This is a genomic window from Pseudomonas asgharzadehiana, assembly GCF_019139815.1.
GTDB lineage: Bacteria > Pseudomonadota > Gammaproteobacteria > Pseudomonadales > Pseudomonadaceae > Aquipseudomonas > Aquipseudomonas asgharzadehiana.
In genome coordinates this window covers 5,101,991-5,118,674 of record NZ_CP077079.1, presented here as the reverse complement: position 1 = coordinate 5,118,674, position 16,684 = coordinate 5,101,991, and the positions used below count along the sequence as shown (strand labels likewise).

Here is a 16,684-nt window from a genome sequence, read left to right as displayed (position 1 = left end):
GAAGCCCGTTCATGGCCCAGCCGTCCACGACCTACAAATTCGAACTCAACCTCACCGACCTCGACCGTTCGGTCTACGAGAGCGTCAAACAGACCATCGCCCGTCACCCTTCGGAAACCGAAGAGCGCATGACCGTGCGCCTGCTGGCTTATGCCCTGTTTTATAACGAGCAGTTGGCGTTCGGTCGTGGCCTGTCAGATGTAGATGAACCGGCCCTGTGGGAAAAAAGCCTGGATGATCGCGTTTTGCACTGGATCGAAGTCGGCCAGCCCGACGCCGACCGTCTGACCTGGTGCTCGCGCCGCACCGAGCGTACCAGCCTGCTGGCGTATGGCAGCCTGCGAGTCTGGGAAGGCAAAGTGGTGCCGGTGGCGACTAACCTGAAGAACGTGCACATCGCTGCCGTGCCACAGGAAGTGCTGGAAACCCTGGCCAAGGACATGCCCCGCGTTATCAAGTGGGACGTGATGATCAGCGAAGGCACAGTTTTCGTGACCGATGACCGTGGCCAGCATGAAGTGCAGTTGCAGTGGCTGGTTGGCGGACGCGATTGAAAAATGTGGGAGGGAGCAAGCCTCCTCCCACAGTGATTTGTGTCGTTTGAAGCATTGTCGTTTAACCGTTTATCCGCAGAGAAGTCATCACCCCCGTATGCGTATCGATCCTCGCCCGTTGCCCGCTGTCCTGCCGTTTCTCGGTGAATTGCCGCCGCTGTTGACCCGTCTTTACGCCGCCCGCGGGGTGCAATCGGAGGCTGAGCTGGATAAAAGCCTGGCACGGTTGATTCCCTATCAGCAGCTCAAGGGCATCGACGCGGCGGTAGACCTGCTGGTGACGGCCCTGGAACAACGTCAGCGCATCCTGATCGTCGGCGACTTCGATGCCGATGGCGCCACCGCCAGTACCGTGGGCACCTTGGGCCTGCGTTTGCTGGGTGCGGCCCATGTCGATTACCTGGTACCCAACCGCTTCGAATATGGCTATGGCCTGACCCCGGAAATTGTCGCCGTGGCCCTGCAGCGCGAGCCGCAATTGCTGATCACCGTGGATAACGGCATCTCCAGTGTGGAAGGGGTGGCCGCGGCCAAGGCGGCGGGGCTGCGGGTGCTGGTGACCGACCACCACTTGCCCGGTGACGAGTTGCCGGCAGCGGATGCGATCGTCAATCCGAATCAACCCGGCTGCGCGTTCCCCAGCAAGGCCCTGGCCGGCGTGGGCGTGATCTTCTACGTATTGATGGCCCTGCGCGCGCGCCTGCGTGACCTGGGCTGGTACACGAACACGCCGCAGCCGAACATCGGCGATCTGCTCGACCTGGTCGCCCTGGGCAGCGTCGCCGACGTGGTGCCCCTGGACGCCAACAATCGCATTCTGGTGCATCAGGGCCTGGAACGTATCCGCGCGGGTCGTGCGCGGCCGGGAATCAAGGCAATCCTGGAAGTGGCCAAGCGCGACGCCGCGCGCATCACTTCAACCGACCTGGGCTTTATCCTCGGGCCACGGCTCAACGCCGCCGGGCGTCTGGACGATATGAGTCTGGGCATCGAATGCCTGCTCACCACCGATTTTGCGGCCGCACGGGAAATGGCCGCGCAATTGGATGGCATGAACCAGGACCGCAAATCCATCGAACAAGGCATGCAGCGCGAGGCCCTGGCCCAGCTCAAGGACTTGCCGATGGAATCGATGCCCTATGGCCTGTGCCTGTTCGACCCCGAGTGGCATCAGGGCGTGATCGGTATTCTGGCGTCGCGCATGAAAGAGCGCTATTTCCGCCCGACCATCGCCTTCGCCGACGCCGGTGATGGCCTGCTCAAGGGCTCGGGGCGCTCTGTGCAGGGCTTTCACATCCGTGATGCCCTGGCGGTCGTCGCCAGCCAGCATCCCAGCCTGATCACCAAGTACGGCGGCCACGCCATGGCGGCCGGGCTGACGTTGCCCGAGGCAAATTTCCCACTGTTTGCCGAGGCCTTTGACGCCGAGGTGCGTCGTCAACTGCGTGAAGAAGACCTCACCGGTCGCCTGCTGTCCGATGGCACCCTGGCGGTGGAAGAGTTTCATCTGGAACTGGCCCGTGCGCTACGGCATGCAGGCCCGTGGGGGCAGCACTTTCCCGAGCCGTTGTTTCACGGTGTGTTCCAGTTGGTTGAGCAGCGCGTTGTGGGGGAGCGGCACCTGAAAGTGGTGCTCAAGAGCGAATGCGGCTCGGTGAAGCTCGATGGCATTGCGTTTGGGGTGGATCGGGAGGTCTGGCCGAACCCTACCGTGCGTTGGGTGGAATTGGCCTACAAGCTGGACGTGAACGAGTTTCGTGGGAATGAGACGGTTCAACTGATGATCGCGCACATCGAGCCGCGCTGATTTTCAGCCACACCATAAAGCAAATGTGGGAGGGGGCTTGCTCCCGATTGCGGTGCATCAGTCACAACGCTGTTGACTGACACTTAGCTATCGGGAGCAAGCCCCCTCCCACATTGGGTCCTGTGTGTTGCCTGGGGTTATTCGGCCTTGGCCTGGTGCTTGACGATGATATCCACCAACCGCTTGGCGAGCGCCGGGTAGTTCTCGTCGAAGTGATGCCCACCTGGCAGTTTCAGTGCCTCACCCACAGCGGTCTTGTCGGTGCAGCCACTCTCGTCGACTTCTTCGGCGCCATAAATGCACACCACTTTCTCAGGCGGCAGCTTGGCCATTTCCGGCCCGGTGGCGGCTTCTTTGCCGGCATTGCCCAGCCAACCTTCCACTTCGATCTCAAAGCTGCCGGTACGGGCGAAGGCCAGCAGGATGATCGCATCGACCCGTTGCTGCTCGTTCTCCGGCATGCGGTTGTAGATCGCCGGCAGTACGTCGGCGCCGAACGAATAGCCGGTCAGTACGAAGCGCTTGGTGCCCCACTTCTGCCGGTAGTGCTGCATCAGTTCGGTGAGGTCCTTGGCGCTTTGTTCCGGGGTTTTGTGCTGCCAGTAGTAGCGCAGGGTGTCGATGCCGACCACCGGGTAGCCGATCTTGGCCATTTCACCCGCTACGTCGCGGTCCAGGTCACGCCAGCCGCCGTCACCGGAGAGGAACAGGGTGACCGTGTCTTTGGCCTGGCCAGCCGGTACTTCCACCACGGGAATCGCCAGCCCGCCGTTGTCCGAACCCACCAGTTGCTTGCGCAGTTCGTTATTCAGGACTTGCGGGTAATGAATGTCATAGTCGCTGATGCTCGTAGTCGCGCGTGGCGTGTCGCGTACGAAACTGGCGCTTTCATCGTCAGGGTTATCGTTCCACGCCACCAGCCAGTTGCCGTGAGCGGCGGTCTTGGGCAGCGGGTCCTTGCAGCCTTCCTGCACCAGAGCAAAGCCGACGGAGATGGCGTTGGCCTTGTCGTCGTTCTGGGTGGCCAGCCAGCGCCAGGCGAGGGCGGCGCCAGGGCCGATGCCGCTGACCAGCGTCGCCGGGCCCTTGAGCTGGCCCAGGGCGCTTTGCAGCGCTTGTTCCTGCAGCTTGCAGTCGTCTTTTGGCAGGATCACCTGGACGATCTGCGCCTTGCCCCCCTGGCTCAGCGTCATCAGTTGGCTGTCGGTCAGGGTTTCGTCGGCCATCACCGCTACGGCGACGCGTGCTTTGGCTGTGCCGACCGGAGTGACGCGGGTCATCACCGAACCATCGGCCTGGGGCAGTTGCTCCAGGGTCGGCTGCGGGGCAGGGCGGTTCCAGAACCAAAAGCCACCGCCCAGGACCAGCGCGAGCAGCACTACAAAGGCCAATACATACCGCCAGGAGCGTCGAATCATCAGCGTTTCACCAATCCAGTCAAGCCGCCCGCGATCAGGGCGGCGGTATCGGCCAGTGCCACCAGCGGATCCAGTCCGGCGGGCACGGCCATGTAGCGGGGTTCCCAGTCGGGCTGGAACTTGTCTTTGAAGCGGCGCAAACCTTGGAAGTTATACAGTTGCTCGCCACGACGGAACACCATCGAACCCAGACGCTGGGTCAATGGCGCGCCCCGTCGCGGTTGCAGGCCCGACAATGGCACCATGCCCAGGCTGAAGCGGGCGTAGCCATGATTCTTATAGTGTTGAATCAGGCCGACCATCATGAACTCCATGGTCAGCTTGGGCGCGTCCGGGTGGGCACGCATCAGGTCGAGGCTGGCCAGGTCGTGGTTGTAGGTCTCGAGCAGGTTGGCGAAGGCCACTGGGCGCCCTTCGAAGCGAATGATCGCGATACGAAAATGCTTGAGGTAGTCGTCACTGAAGCGTCCCAGGGAAAAGCCTTTTTCGCGCACATTCTTACCGGTAAGCCAGGCGTCCGAGATAACTTTTAATTCATCCATCGGCGCGGTGCCCGGCTCGCAGATCTCTAGGGACAGGCCGTCCCGGGTGCCACGGTTCCAGGTGTAGCGCAAATCCTTCATCTCTTTGCCCTTGGCTTCAAGGTCAAAGCGTTTGAGGTCCACGCGCGCTTCTTCGCCCAGCTTGATCGCGGTAAGGCCGATGTCCATGTAGTACGGCAGGTTCTCCGCCCGCACCTGGTAGAACACCGGGCGCGCATGGTGGATGTCGCACAGGTCACGGAACTGCCAGATCATCTCGGCGCGCGGTTGGGTCGGGCCGATCGGGTCGTACAGGGCCACCAGGCTGCGGCCGCGACGGGCATACATCAGGAAGGCTTCGTCGTTGGGGTGGAACAGCAGCGCCTTGTCGCCGGTCAGCGCCAGGCCGCCGTCGGGCTGTGACGAGGCCATCAGGATCTTGCTGGCGCGCTCCAGCTCTTGCGGCGTCGGCAGGTGGATCACCGGGCGAGCAGTGCGCAGCAGCCAGGTCAGCGAGACGATCACCAGCAGCACCGCAGCCCCGAGCAGTGAGCGCAGGCCACGTGGGGCGTTGGCGTCCAGGGTGAACTGCCACCACAGTTGATGGCTGTAAGGCACATCTTGATAGGCGAACAGCAGCAGCCAGATCGACGCGCCCAGCACGCAGACGCTGGCCACCAGGTAGAGCGGCGAGAACGGCAGTTCGGTGAGGCGGCTGGCGCGGTAGAACGAGCGCCGGAAGATCGCCAGCAGCACCGCGGTCATGGTCATCAGACTGGCTTCTTCCCAGTCGAAACCCTTGAGCAGCGAGAGCAGGGCGCCCGTCAGCAGCAGCACCATGGTCAGCATCCAGGCGGCTGACAAACGCCGGCGCAAGCCCTGGGCCAGCAGCAGGCACAGCACGCCGATCAGGCTGGCACCAAAGTGCGACGCATCAATCAGGCGGTGGGGAATCAGGAAACCGATGTTTTCCAGGCGTGAGTCGATCTCTGGCGTGGCGCCGGAAAACAGCAGGACCACGCCGGACAAAAAAACCAGTACGGCCAACACCGGCGCCGCCAGGCCCGAAGCCACGCGCAGGCTCTGTTGGGTCTGGAACAGTCGCTGGGCCTCATTGATCAGCAGGAATACACAGGCAATCAGCAGCGGCAGCACGACATAGATCATGCGGTACAGCAGCAGGGCGGCGGCCAATGGCGCGGCGCCGAGCTTGTCGGCGAAGGCTGCCAGCAGAATCGCCTCGAACACCCCCACGCCACCCGGTACATGGCTGAGTACGCCGGCGGCCAGGGCCAGCAGGTACACCAGCAGGAACGGGCCGAACGGCGGGGCTTCGGGCAGCAACATATAAAGAACGGTAGCGGCAGCGGCGACGTCGAGTGCGGTGATGACCAGTTGCAGGAGCGTCAGGCGCCGGCCAGGCAAGCGCAGGGTGCGACGGCCGGCCCTGACCAGCAGGTTGTCCGGATACGGTTGTTCCGGCAGGCGTCGGCGATAAATACCGATGCACAGCATCGCCGATAACAGCAGGACGGCACCGGCAACGCCGCCGAGTACAGTTTGCGGCAAATGCAGGTACGTCGATGCGGCCGGCAAATTGCTCAGTGTCGCCAGGGCGGCCAGCGGCGGCAGGGCGCAGCCCAGGGCCAGGCTGGCGAATACGGTCATATGGGCCACTTCCGACGCCCCGATGCCATGGCGCGCATATAAACGGTAGCGCACCGAGCCGCCCGAGAGCATCGACAGGCCGATGGCATTGCCGATGGCAAACGCGGTAAAGCCGCCCAGGGCCAAGGTTTTGGCGGGCAGGTTTACCCCGGCGTAACGTGCTCCGGAAAATTCGTAGCCCAACAGAATGACGAACCCGGCCACCGCTGCGGCGAATGCCCCCAGCAGCGCCGGCCTGGGCACGTCCAGGATCGAGTCGTGGAGGGCGTAGAGGTCCAGTTCCAGCAACAGGTGTCGGCAGGCGATCAGGGCAATTGCGAACAGCAGCAAGGTGACGGCCAGCCCGATGGGTTGCCGGTATTTGCTCAACAGATCCAGCCAGCGTAAGCGGGTGGGAGCGATCGGTTGTTCTGCTGTGACGGTGTCTTGTGGTTCAGACGAGTTGGCGCGCATCAATCACCTCGTGGATTGTGCGCGACAGGATGGAGGTATCCAGCCAAGTTACCAATCCCTATGGACAAAATAATTACAAATATTAACGCGGATCACCGGGTGCGGCGACTGCGGCCATTGGTCGTAGAGAAGTAAGCATGCTTGCGATGAGATGGACTCTACAAACCCTGTACGGTTTCATGAAAGATGCCATGTCATTGTTTCAAAAGAACTTTTTCGCCGGATACAAAAAAGGCCACTCTTTCGAGTAGCCTTTTTTGATGTTTGGTTGCGGGAGCCGGATTTGAACCGACGACCTTCGGGTTATGAGCCCGACGAGCTACCAGACTGCTCCATCCCGCGTCTGTGGGCGGCATTGTACAGTCCAACGCCGAGGTGTCAACCGTTAATCAACCAATGGGTCAAATAAGTGTGAATTGACTGCGCGGGCAACCTGACTTCGCGATTGAAAACACTTTGCCCCGATGCCGGCCGGATCAGGAAGCTGACACCCAGGCTGTCTAGTCCTGAAATAGGTTTACACCTGTTTCACCCTAACGCCCGATGCATCGCATCGGGCGTTTTGTATTTCAAAGACAGGTGTGGACGCTCACGGTTGTAGATCGATACCGACTCGCTGACCATCTTCTTCGCCTGCGTTAAATCCTGTGGCCGCTGGAGCAAAAGCTCTGTCTTCAATATCCCGTTGACCCGCTCTGCCAAGGCGTTTTGGTAGCAGTCATAGCCATCCGTCATCGAACACCTGATGCCGTGCTTCGCATGCAACTCCTGATACATTCCCGAGCAATATTGGCTGCCTCTATCTGAGTGATGCACCAGCGGCTGCTCCGTTCGACGATATTTCACCGCTCGGCGCAGCGCCTGCGCGACCGACTCGGTGTGCAGGCTTTCATGGACGTGATAGCCCACGATCTTTCGTGAAAAAGCATCCGTCACAAGGCTCAAATAGGCCACACCTTCCTGAGTGGGCAGATAGGTGATGTCAGCCACCCAGACTTGTTCCGGGCCGCTGGGAATAACTTGATCAGGGCCGGGTTTGAGCAGGTTTGGATGACGCCGAAAGCGGTGATGGCTGTCGGTTGTCTTGTGATACGCCCGCTTGCGGGCTACCAATAAACGCCGTTCACGCAGAATCGAAAACAGGCGATCTCGACCCACTTGCAGCTCAAGCTGAGGTTGGCACTGCAGCAAGTAATGCAGCTTTCGGGTGCCCAAACGTGGCTGCCGCTGACGTTTTTGCTGAACGAAATCGGCAACTTTCTGATCCAGAGCGAGACGTGCCGCATCGGCGCGATTGCGTTTGTAGTAAGCCTGGCGGCTTATCCCCATGAACTGGCAAGCCCTGCTGATGCTCAGGTTTTGGATTCGTTTTTGGGCGAGGACTTGCCGGGACGCTTTTTTACGACAGAGAGACCGTAGTCATTTTTCAAGACATCCACGACTGCCTCAAAAAACTGCGCTTTCTGATTGGACAGCGCCAACTGCTCTTCAAGCTCTTTGATGCGTTGCTCTGGCGTTAATGGTCGGTTTTTGTCGGGCATAGACCCCATCCTCGGCGAGCCAATGTATGTGCCCGGGCTCCAATCCTGCCGACCGTGCTTGCGTAGCCAGGTCAGAACGGTCGTTTTGCCTTGAATCCCGTAGCGCTCCTGAGCCTCTTTATAACTCAGCTCGCCTTTTTCGACCTGATCGACGACCGATAATTTGAAGGTCAACGTGTAGTCTCGCTGACTGCGCCTTTTTACTGATTCCATTACGTCCTCCTGAAAAGCAGATCAGAAGGTGTAAACCTTATTCAGGACGGGACAGGCAAAACAAAAAAGGCCACTCTTTCGAGTAGCCTTTTTTGATGTTTGGTTGCGGGAGCCGGATTTGAACCGACGACCTTCGGGTTATGAGCCCGACGAGCTACCAGACTGCTCCATCCCGCGTCTGTGTGTCGGCATTCTACAGAGGAACGCGAGTGTGTCAACCCGAGATTGAAAGAAAAGCGCTTGTGGTTCAATCGGTTAGCTCTCCATTAGTGGCTGCATGACCGCTGCGGGCCAGTCCGGCCGGGGCTTTCAGCTCTATTGAAATGCCAAATTCGATTGAGAAAATAAATTTAGCTGGGAATTTTCCTACCGCTCAGACGGAAGATTCAAACTACTGGTGCTATATACAGGGGTGAATGCGATACTGGCGGCCCGTTGGATTGCCCTCTTTTATATGACTCAGCGCAAAATCATCCACGTCGACTGTGATTGCTTCTACGCCGCCATCGAGATGCGCGATGACCCGAGCCTGGCGCAAAAGCCGCTGGCGGTGGGGGGCTCGGCGGATCGGCGTGGGGTGATCGCCGCTTGCAACTACGAAGCGCGGGCCTATGGGGTGCGCTCGGCCATGTCGTCGCGCCATGCCTTAAAGCTGTGCCCGGACCTGACCATCGTCAAGCCGCGGATGGATGCCTATAAAGAAGCGTCAAAGGAAATCCAGCTGATCTTTCGCGATTACACCGATTTGATCGAGCCTTTGTCGCTGGATGAGGCCTACCTCGATGTCTCCGACAGCCCGCATTTTGGTGGCAGCGCCACGCGTATCGCCCAGGATATTCGCCGGCGGGTATCCAACCAGTTGCACATCACCGTGTCCGCAGGGGTGGCGCCGAACAAGTTCCTGGCGAAGATCGCCAGCGACTGGAAAAAGCCCAACGGCCTGTTCGTGATTACCCCGGACCAGGTCGAAGACTTTGTCTCCCAGTTGCGCGTGAGCAAATTGCACGGTGTAGGCAAGGTGACGGCCGATAAGCTGGCGCGCCTGGGTATTGAAGACTGCCTGCAACTGCGCGAGTGGAACAAGCTGGCGCTGGTGCGCGAATTCGGCAGTTTTGGTGAGCGACTCTGGAGCCTGGCTCGTGGGATCGATGACCGTTTGGTGCACAACGACAGTCGGCGACAATCCATCAGTGTGGAAAATACCTACGACGTCGACCTGCCCGATCTTTCAAGTTGCCTGGCAAAACTCCCCGAACTGATGGAAACCCTGGCCGGGCGCATGGCGCGCATCGACAGCAGTTACCGCGCAGGCAAGCCGTTTGTGAAGGTGAAGTTTCATGACTTTACCCAAACGACATTGGAGCAGGCGGGGGCGGGGAGGGATCTGGAGAGTTATCAACAGTTGCTGACCCAGGCATTTAACCGAGGTGGCAAGCCGGTGCGGCTGTTGGGGATTGGTGTGCGGCTGCTGGACTTGAGCGGCGGCAACGAACAGCTCGAATTCTCCTGGTAGAAACCGGAGTCGAAATGTGGGAGGGGGCTTGCTCCCGATTGCGGTGTGTCAGCTATGTATAAGCTGGCTGATGCACCGCTATCGGGAGCAAGCCCCCACACATTTGGATCTACAGCGTTTTTGAAGCCTCAGCGTGCTCCGGGATCCGCCACCAACCGCCCCGCATCCTTGGTCAGCGCTTGCAGAAATTCCTGCTGCAACTCCGGATCATTGCGGGTCAGTTCGATCAAGCTTTGTTCCAGTTCGCTGGCTTCTTCTTCCAGGCCCAGCTCCGAGAGGCGCTTGACCCGGTGAACCCACTGGCTGACTTCATCGTCTTCCAGGTCGTCATAGATCAGGCCGTGGGCTTCCAGCAATTTGCCGCGCAAGGCGCTGCTGATCGCCAGGGTCGAGTCCGAATGCACATCGTCCTGGCCATCTTCCACGCTGATTTTCAAGGTGGTGATGCGGTTCAGGTCCTGCTCGGCAAATGGGCTGTCCAACAGGTTCAGGCGCAGGACGCCGTTGCGGTCGGTGGTCAGCTCATGGGTTTGTTTGCCGGCGGTGACCTGTACCGGGCGCTCGCTCCACGGCAGGCTCGAATACTCCACGCGCTTGTCGCGCTGGACTTCATCGATACCCGCCAGGTTCTGTTGCGCACGGCCATGGGACTGCACGTTCATGAACGGGTTGAGGCCGTCCACGCCGTAGGTCAGCCAGTCGTGGGTCATGCTGGTAGGCAGGTGGCCGAGGGCGAAGATATTCGCCACGTTGGCACCCGCGCCCGCCACCAGCGCCACCGCACCCAGGGGCATCTCATAGAGTTTGCGCCAGGGTTGGTAGGGCGTGTAGCGGTCGTAACGACGGGTGACTTCGAATTCGGTGACCTCGAAGGTCTTCTGTTCGTGAATGCGCACCCGGCGTTGCGGCAGCTCAAGCACTTTGGGTTCGCCTACATCGATCTGCAGGCTGTGGTTGAGCAACTTACGCTCGACCCGCTCCTCGTGCTCACTGCGTTGCGACATCTGGTTGGCGCAGCCGCTGACCAGCAGGGCGCCGCACAAGGCGGCGCCCCCCAGGGCTCTGGTGTTTCGCTTGAACATGACTTCTCTTGATCTGGTTTTCAGCGACGAATACGCGCCTGAAGGAAAGACAGCACGTCAGCCACCGGCAACGGTTGGGCTTCGGCTTCGGTCCGGCTCTTGTATTCCAGATTGCCATCAGCCAGGCCGCGGTCACTGACCACGATGCGGTGTGGGATGCCAATCAGTTCCATGTCGGCGAACTTGATGCCCGGGCTGGTTTTCTTGTCCCGGTCATCGAGCAACACTTCAAAACCGGCTGCCGTGAGTTCGGCATACAGTTTGTCGGTGGCTTCGCGTACTTGCTCGGTTTCGTAACGCAGCGGCACCAGGGCAACCTGGAACGGCGCCAGGGCGTCACTCCAGATGATGCCTTTCTCGTCGTTGTTCTGCTCGATGGCAGCGGCAACCACGCGGGACACGCCAATGCCGTAGCAACCCATGTCCAGGGTGATCGGCTTGCCGTTTTCGCCCAGCACTTCGCACTTCATCGCCTTGCTGTACTTGTTGCCCAACTGGAAGATGTGCCCGACTTCGATGCCGCGCTTGATTTCCAGGGTGCCCTTGCCATCCGGGCTTGGGTCACCGGCCACGACGTTGCGCAGGTCGGCCACGGTCGGCACCGGCAGGTCTCGCTCCCAGTTCACGCCGAAGTAGTGCTTGTCGTCGATGTTCGCGCCGATGCCGAAATCGCTCATCAGTTCGACCGAGCGGTCGATGATGATCGGCAGCGGCAGGTTCAGCGGGCCGAGGGAACCGGCGCCGGCGCCAATGGCGTCGCGCAGTTCGGCATCGGTGGCCATGACCAGCGGGCTGGCCACGCCAGGTTGCTGGGCCGCCTTGATTTCGTTGAGTTCGTGGTCGCCACGGATCACCAGGGCGATCAGCTTGCCTTCTTCCTCGGCGTGCACGATCAGGGTCTTGATGGTCTTTTCAATCGGCAGATTGAATTTCTCCACCAGGGCCGCGATGGTCTTGGTGTCCGGGGTATCCACCAGGCGCAGCTCTTCAGTTGGGGCTGGGCGCGAGGTTTCACGCGGCACGGCTTCGGCTTTCTCGATATTCGCCGCGTAGTCGGAGCCGTTGCTGAAGGCGATGTCGTCTTCGCCGGACTCGGCCAGCACGTGGAACTCGTGGGAGCCGGCGCCGCCGATGGAACCGTTGTCCGCTTCAACCGCGCGGAACTTCAGGCCCAGGCGTGTGAATACGTTGCAGTAGGCCTGGTGCATGCGGTCGTAGGTCGCCTGCAGCGAAGCCTGGTCGGCGTGGAACGAATAGGCGTCCTTCATGATGAACTCACGGCCGCGCATCAAACCGAAGCGTGGGCGGATTTCATCACGGAATTTGGTCTGGATCTGATACAGGTTCAGCGGCAGCTGTTTGTAGCTGCTCAGCTCGTTGCGCATCAGGTCGGTGATCACTTCTTCATGGGTCGGGCCGGCGCAGAAGTCGCGGCCATGACGGTCCTTGAAGCGCAGCAACTCAGGGCCGTACTCTTCCCAGCGCCCGGATTCCTGCCACAGTTCAGCCGGTTGGGTGCTCGGCATCAACACTTCCAGAGAACCGGCAGCGTTCATTTCTTCACGAACGATGGCTTCGACCTTGCGCATCACCTTCAGGCCCATGGGCAACCAGGTGTACAGGCCCGAGGCCAGTTTGCGGATCATGCCGGCGCGCAGCATCAACTGATGGCTGATCACGACCGCGTCGGAAGGCGTTTCTTTCTGTGTGGCGAGCAAATATTGACTGGTGCGCATGGTAGGCCGTTGTCGGTTGCTGGGCTTGAAATGACTTGGGATTGTACGGGCGCAAACTGCTGGAGTACAGGCGTCAGAATGCAGAGGGGTCTGTGGGAGGGGGCTTGCTCCCGATAGCAGGGTCAGGCGCTTATAGCGCACTGGCCCACCGCTATCGGGAGCAAGCCCCCTCCCACATTGACCGAGTTGTGTCAGTCTTCGGCGGGTGGGTTCAACCGAATCCGCCGGTTTTCCTGATACCAGTGCAACGCAATCAGCAGCAGCGTTGGCACACCCAGCAGGCAGGTAATCATAAAGAAGTTGTGATAGCCGAACTTCTCCACCATCACGCCCGAATACCCGCCGATGAGGCGTGGCAGCAACAGCATGATCGAGCTGAGCAGCGCATATTGGGTGGCGGAGAACTTGAGGTTGGTCAGGCTCGACAGGTAGGCCACAAACGCCGACGTGGCCAGGCCCGAGCTGAAGTTGTCCAGGGAGATGGTGAAGATCAGCATCTGCAGGTCCGGGCCCATGTCGGCAAGCATCACGAACAGCAGGTTGGTGCCGGCCGACGTCACACCGCCGATAAACAGGATCGGCAGGATGCCGAAACGCACGATCAACAGGCCGCCCATGCCGGCGCCGAGCAGGGTCATGATCAGGCCGAAGATCTTGCTGACCCCGGCAATCTGGTCCTTGGTAAAGCCCTGGTCGATATAGAACACGTTGGCCATCACGCCCATCACGGTGTCGGACATGCGATAGGTGGCGATCAACCCCAGCAACAGCAGGGCCTGCCAGCGGTAGCGCAGGATAAAGTCATTGACCGGCGTCAGCACCGGCGCAAGCCCACGGCGGCCCATGGCCGAAAGGCATAAGGCGGTCAGCGTGATATAGAGGATGGCGCGCAGGAAGGCGCGGTCTTCCATCAGCAGGTCCCACAGGCTGACACCCTGGAACAGTACACTGGCGAAATCGGTGTTGAACAGTTGGGTAAACATCGCCGGAACCGACACCAGCAGCACAATCAGCACAAACACCGATACCAGTTGGTGCACAAAACTGTAGCGTCCGGCCTGCAACTGGGTGCGCAATGGCACATTCGGTTCGCGCATGAGCAGCGTGGTCAGCAGCGCCGGGATCATCAGCACGCCGAACAGCACGTAGGTGCCGGTCCAGGCCGCGTGTTTATAGTTGAAACCGGTGGAGCCGAAGCCTTCGGCAAAGAACAGCGCGCCGGCCGTGGCCAGCAGGGCGGCGATGCGGTAGCCGGACATATAGCTGGCGGCCAAGGCGGCCTGGCGGCTGTCGTCGGCGATTTCCAGGCGATAGGCATCGACCGCGATGTCTTGGGTGGCGGAGGCGAAGGCCACGACCACGGCAATAGCGATCAGCCAGGACAGGTGTTTCTGTGGGTCGCAGAAGCCCATGCCGATCAATCCGAGGATCACCAGCGACTGGGACAAGACCAGCCAGGAACGTCGACGTCCGAGTTTGCCGAGCAGCGGCAGGCGCCATTGGTCGAGCAGCGGCGACCAGACCCATTTGAAGGCGTACGCCAAACCGATCAGGCTTGCATAGCCGATGGTCTCGCGGGCCACACCGGCCTCGCGCAGCCACACCGAAAGCGTCGAGAACACCAACATGTAAGGCAAGCCGGCGGCAAAGCCGAGCAACAACAGCACTAACGTCGAGGGGCTGGCATAGGCAGCGAGCGCGGCGCGCCAGGTTTTACGGGGCATGGGCTGGAGTCTGCCTCAGGTTTGCGAAAACAAAGCGCGCACTCTAACCGCTGTGCTCTACCGGGCGCCAGCCATGGCGCTGAATATCCACGCGATTGTTGCGCACCGTGACGCCTTCATCGCGCAAACGCGCGCGCTGCTCGTCGCCCGAGGCACTGCCCGCCGGCAGACTTATCCGACCACCGGCACCCAGCACGCGGTGCCAGGGCAGTCGGCTGTCCTCGGGCAGTTGGCTCAAGGTGCGCCCGACCCACCGAGCCGCGCGCCCCAGCCCAGCCAGTTGCGCCAGTTCGCCGTAGCTCACCACGCAGCCAGCGGGGACTTGCGCCAAAGTCAGGTAGAGCGCGGTGCGGCGCATTTCGGCGGGGGTTTGGGCTGATTGATTCACTGTGGTGCTATCCGGTTTATGGCGCGATCCGTTGAAATCGTCGGCATATTTGTAAGAAACGTCTGTAAACATGGTGGTGAGCGTTGAACTCAACCCCGATCCTTGAGTCAGTCCTTGCTCAGACGTTATCTAACACGATAATGCCCTCTTTTTGCCAAAGCCCGAGCCTCGAATACGCTTATGTTGTCCAGAACCCTGCTGTGCCTAGCTGTTCTCAGCGCCTCAACCCCCTTGCTAGCAGACACCGTCTGGTTGAAGAACGGTGACCGCCTGACCGGCAAGATCAAGGTCTTCGACGGCGGTAAGCTGTTGATCCAGACCGATTACGCCGGCGCCATCCCGGTGGACTGGAAGCAGGTCAAGACCCTGGAAAGTGACCAGGAACTGCTGGTCAAGCAGGATGCCTATACCGGCGAAAAGGCCAAGTCCCTGCAGGCTGCGGATGACGGCAAAGTAGTGCTGGCCAATGGCGAGGCGCCCAAGACCGTCGAACTGGCCAGCATCCAGCAAATCATCAAGCCCAAGCCGGTGATTGAAGACCTGGTGTGGAAGGGCAACGTCGACATGGCGCTGGACTATAAGCGCGCCGAGAAAGATACCAACGATTACGACATCGATTTCAAGACCACCGCGCGTCATGGCCAATGGCGTCACACTGGCCAGGGCGAATACAACCGCGAGTTCCAGGATGATGTGAGCACCACGGACAACTGGGCGCTGGAATACGACCTGGACCGTTTCCTCACCGAGCACTGGTTCTGGCAGGGGCGTTTGACCTACAAGCGCGACAAAGTCGAAGACCTCGCCCGCCAACGCACCGTCGGTACCGGCCCGGGGTACCAGTTCTGGGACGACGAGTTGGGGGCGTTCTCCCTCGGTTCGCTGGTCAACCGTACCGACTATGAATATGCCGAAGGCGGTAAAGACAACTTCTATTCGGTGGCCATGAAATGGAATTACAACCGCTACCTGGTGGGCAAGACCGTCGAGTTCTTCACCAATGGGGAACTGGGCCGGCCGATCGATGGGCCCGTCGACTACTCTCTCGATGCTGAGATGGGCCTGCGCTACAAAGTCACCGAATGGGCATCGCTCAACCTCAAGGCCGAGCGCGACATGATCAGCGGCGACTCCGAAAGCAGCTTGAGCAAGACCCGCTACACCGCAGGCTTCGGCGTGGCCTGGTAATCGAGTCCCTGGCAACCGGTGCGTATATTGATTACCGTGTGTTGAGATCGATTCCCATAGACTGTGGGCGGCTGAATACCCGAGGAGTCATACGTTGAGCGCACAGGTTGCCAAGAACGCCCGAGAGCTGTTGCTCAAGGAATACCGTGGGGCCCTCTCCACATTATCCAAGGCCATGCCTGGCTTCCCGTTCGGTTCGGTGGTGCCTTACTGCCTGGACGAACTGGGCCGCCCGCTGATCCTGATCAGCCGCATCGCCCAACACACCCACAACCTGCAGAAAGACCCCAAGTGCTCGCTGTTGGTGGGCGAGCGCGAGGCGGATGATGTGCAGGCGGTGGGGCGCCTGACCTATCTGGCCGAAGCCGAGAAGCTGGAAGACACCGCTGCCATTGAAGCGGCCGCCGAGCGTTACTACCGCTACTTTCCTGATTCGGCCAATTACCACAAGGCTCACGATTTCGACTTTTGGGTGCTCAAGCCGGTTCGCCACCGCTATATCGGCGGCTTTGGCGCGATTCACTGGATCGACCAGTTGAGCCTGACCAACCCGTTCTTCGGCAAGGCCGAGCGCAGTATGGTCGACCACATGAACAGCGATCACGCCAAGGCAATTGCTCACTATGTCGACCTGGCGGGGCTGCCCGCCTCCGAGCCGGCGCAACTGGCCGGCATCGACAGCGAGGGCATGCACCTGCGCATTGGCCAATCACTGTACTGGTTGCCCTTTGCCGAGTCTTGCAACACTCCGACACAAGTGCGCGAAGCCCTCGTTTCATTGGCTCATGCCCAGGCATGGCCAAAAAAAGAACCGGCTTCAGCTTGAATTCAGGCAGGGGTGGCGGCATCTAGTGTGTACTTGCAAGGCATTCTTGCGT

11 protein-coding genes, 2 tRNA genes and 1 pseudogene are annotated in these 16,684 nt (G+C 60.3%); 5 read left to right on the top strand and 9 right to left on the bottom strand.

Features of this window, described 5'->3' with window-relative positions:
* The first annotated feature begins 11 nt into the window (after nucleotides 1-11).
* Both KSS96_RS23245 and recJ read left to right on the top strand, forming a co-directional pair.
* On the top strand, nucleotides 12-554 hold the full coding sequence (locus KSS96_RS23245; RefSeq protein WP_003175888.1) for a YaeQ family protein: 543 nt from the start codon (nucleotides 12-14) through the stop codon (nucleotides 552-554).
* Between the two features lie 97 nt (nucleotides 555-651).
* Nucleotides 652-2,361 (top strand): single-stranded-DNA-specific exonuclease RecJ, encoded by a 1,710-nt coding sequence (recJ, locus tag KSS96_RS23240; RefSeq protein WP_017529968.1) that lies wholly within the window; start codon nucleotides 652-654, stop codon nucleotides 2,359-2,361.
* Between the two features lie 137 nt (nucleotides 2,362-2,498).
* On the opposite strand, the gene KSS96_RS23235 is transcribed toward recJ, so the two are convergent.
* The 5 genes and pseudogenes from KSS96_RS23235 to KSS96_RS23215 all read right to left on the bottom strand — a co-directional run bounded on the left by KSS96_RS23235 (nucleotide 2,499) and on the right by KSS96_RS23215 (nucleotide 8,352).
* Entirely contained in the window at nucleotides 2,499-3,779 is a 1,281-nt protein-coding gene (locus KSS96_RS23235) for a virulence factor family protein (RefSeq protein WP_017529967.1), read from the bottom strand.
* Nucleotides 3,779-6,421 carry a bifunctional lysylphosphatidylglycerol flippase/synthetase MprF gene (gene mprF / locus KSS96_RS23230; protein WP_017529966.1) on the bottom strand — a complete coding sequence of 881 codons (2,643 nt, stop codon included), beginning with the start codon at nucleotides 6,419-6,421 and terminating at the stop codon, nucleotides 3,779-3,781. Before mprF ends, KSS96_RS23235 begins: the two co-directional genes overlap by 1 nt.
* A gap of 265 nt (nucleotides 6,422-6,686) precedes the next feature.
* Nucleotides 6,687-6,763: transfer RNA gene (locus tag KSS96_RS23225), tRNA-Met, on the bottom strand.
* Between the two features lie 158 nt (nucleotides 6,764-6,921).
* Nucleotides 6,922-8,175: pseudogene (locus KSS96_RS23220) on the bottom strand (IS3 family transposase).
* A gap of 100 nt (nucleotides 8,176-8,275) precedes the next feature.
* Nucleotides 8,276-8,352 (bottom strand) — tRNA-Met (locus KSS96_RS23215).
* 277 nt (nucleotides 8,353-8,629) lie between these two features.
* Between KSS96_RS23215 and dinB the strand changes: the two genes are divergently transcribed.
* Nucleotides 8,630-9,688, top strand: a complete 1,059-nt coding sequence (gene dinB, locus KSS96_RS23210; RefSeq protein WP_217855346.1) for a DNA polymerase IV — start codon at nucleotides 8,630-8,632, stop codon at nucleotides 9,686-9,688.
* A gap of 128 nt (nucleotides 9,689-9,816) precedes the next feature.
* On the opposite strand, the gene KSS96_RS23205 is transcribed toward dinB, so the two are convergent.
* From KSS96_RS23205 to KSS96_RS23190, 4 genes are all read right to left on the bottom strand, one after another.
* A complete protein-coding gene (locus KSS96_RS23205; RefSeq protein WP_017529283.1) occupies nucleotides 9,817-10,770 on the bottom strand; it encodes a hypothetical protein in 954 nt (317 codons plus the stop codon).
* A 20-nt stretch (nucleotides 10,771-10,790) separates the two neighbouring features.
* The gene (locus KSS96_RS23200) at nucleotides 10,791-12,506 is read right to left on the bottom strand and encodes a proline--tRNA ligase (RefSeq protein ID WP_017529282.1); all 1,716 of its coding nucleotides are present in this window, start codon (nucleotides 12,504-12,506) and stop codon (nucleotides 10,791-10,793) included.
* A 191-nt stretch (nucleotides 12,507-12,697) separates the two neighbouring features.
* A complete protein-coding gene (locus KSS96_RS23195; RefSeq protein WP_017529281.1) occupies nucleotides 12,698-14,230 on the bottom strand; it encodes an AmpG family muropeptide MFS transporter in 1,533 nt (510 codons plus the stop codon).
* A gap of 43 nt (nucleotides 14,231-14,273) precedes the next feature.
* Nucleotides 14,274-14,588 carry an MGMT family protein gene (locus KSS96_RS23190; protein WP_050554005.1) on the bottom strand — a complete coding sequence of 105 codons (315 nt, stop codon included), beginning with the start codon at nucleotides 14,586-14,588 and terminating at the stop codon, nucleotides 14,274-14,276.
* Nucleotides 14,589-14,798: 210 nt separating this feature from the next.
* On the opposite strand from KSS96_RS23190, the gene KSS96_RS23185 reads away from it, so the two are divergent.
* Both KSS96_RS23185 and KSS96_RS23180 read left to right on the top strand, forming a co-directional pair.
* Nucleotides 14,799-15,806, top strand: a complete 1,008-nt coding sequence (locus KSS96_RS23185; RefSeq protein ID WP_065876666.1) for a DUF481 domain-containing protein — start codon at nucleotides 14,799-14,801, stop codon at nucleotides 15,804-15,806.
* 94 nt (nucleotides 15,807-15,900) lie between these two features.
* Nucleotides 15,901-16,632, top strand: coding sequence for a HugZ family pyridoxamine 5'-phosphate oxidase (locus KSS96_RS23180; RefSeq protein WP_217855345.1), 732 nt, complete (start codon nucleotides 15,901-15,903; stop codon nucleotides 16,630-16,632).
* The last annotated feature ends 52 nt before the right edge of the window (nucleotides 16,633-16,684 follow it).

What these genes read in the sequence shown, in the direction of transcription:
- KSS96_RS23195 (WP_017529281.1), bottom strand. Translation starts at nt 14,230, where the DNA reads ATGCCCCGTAAAACCTGGCGCGCCGCGCTCGCTGCCTATGCCAGCCCC.
- KSS96_RS23190 (WP_050554005.1), bottom strand. Translation starts at nt 14,588, where the DNA reads ATGCGCCGCACCGCGCTCTACCTGACTTTGGCGCAAGTCCCCGCTGGC.
- dinB (WP_217855346.1), top strand. Translation starts at nt 8,630, where the DNA reads ATGACTCAGCGCAAAATCATCCACGTCGACTGTGATTGCTTCTACGCC.
- KSS96_RS23185 (WP_065876666.1), top strand. Translation starts at nt 14,799, where the DNA reads ATGTTGTCCAGAACCCTGCTGTGCCTAGCTGTTCTCAGCGCCTCAACC.
- KSS96_RS23235 (WP_017529967.1), bottom strand. Translation starts at nt 3,779, where the DNA reads ATGATTCGACGCTCCTGGCGGTATGTATTGGCCTTTGTAGTGCTGCTC.
- KSS96_RS23200 (WP_017529282.1), bottom strand. Translation starts at nt 12,506, where the DNA reads ATGCGCACCAGTCAATATTTGCTCGCCACACAGAAAGAAACGCCTTCC.
- KSS96_RS23245 (WP_003175888.1), top strand. Translation starts at nt 12, where the DNA reads ATGGCCCAGCCGTCCACGACCTACAAATTCGAACTCAACCTCACCGAC.
- KSS96_RS23205 (WP_017529283.1), bottom strand. Translation starts at nt 10,770, where the DNA reads ATGTTCAAGCGAAACACCAGAGCCCTGGGGGGCGCCGCCTTGTGCGGC.
- recJ (WP_017529968.1), top strand. Translation starts at nt 652, where the DNA reads ATGCGTATCGATCCTCGCCCGTTGCCCGCTGTCCTGCCGTTTCTCGGT.
- mprF (WP_017529966.1), bottom strand. Translation starts at nt 6,421, where the DNA reads ATGCGCGCCAACTCGTCTGAACCACAAGACACCGTCACAGCAGAACAA.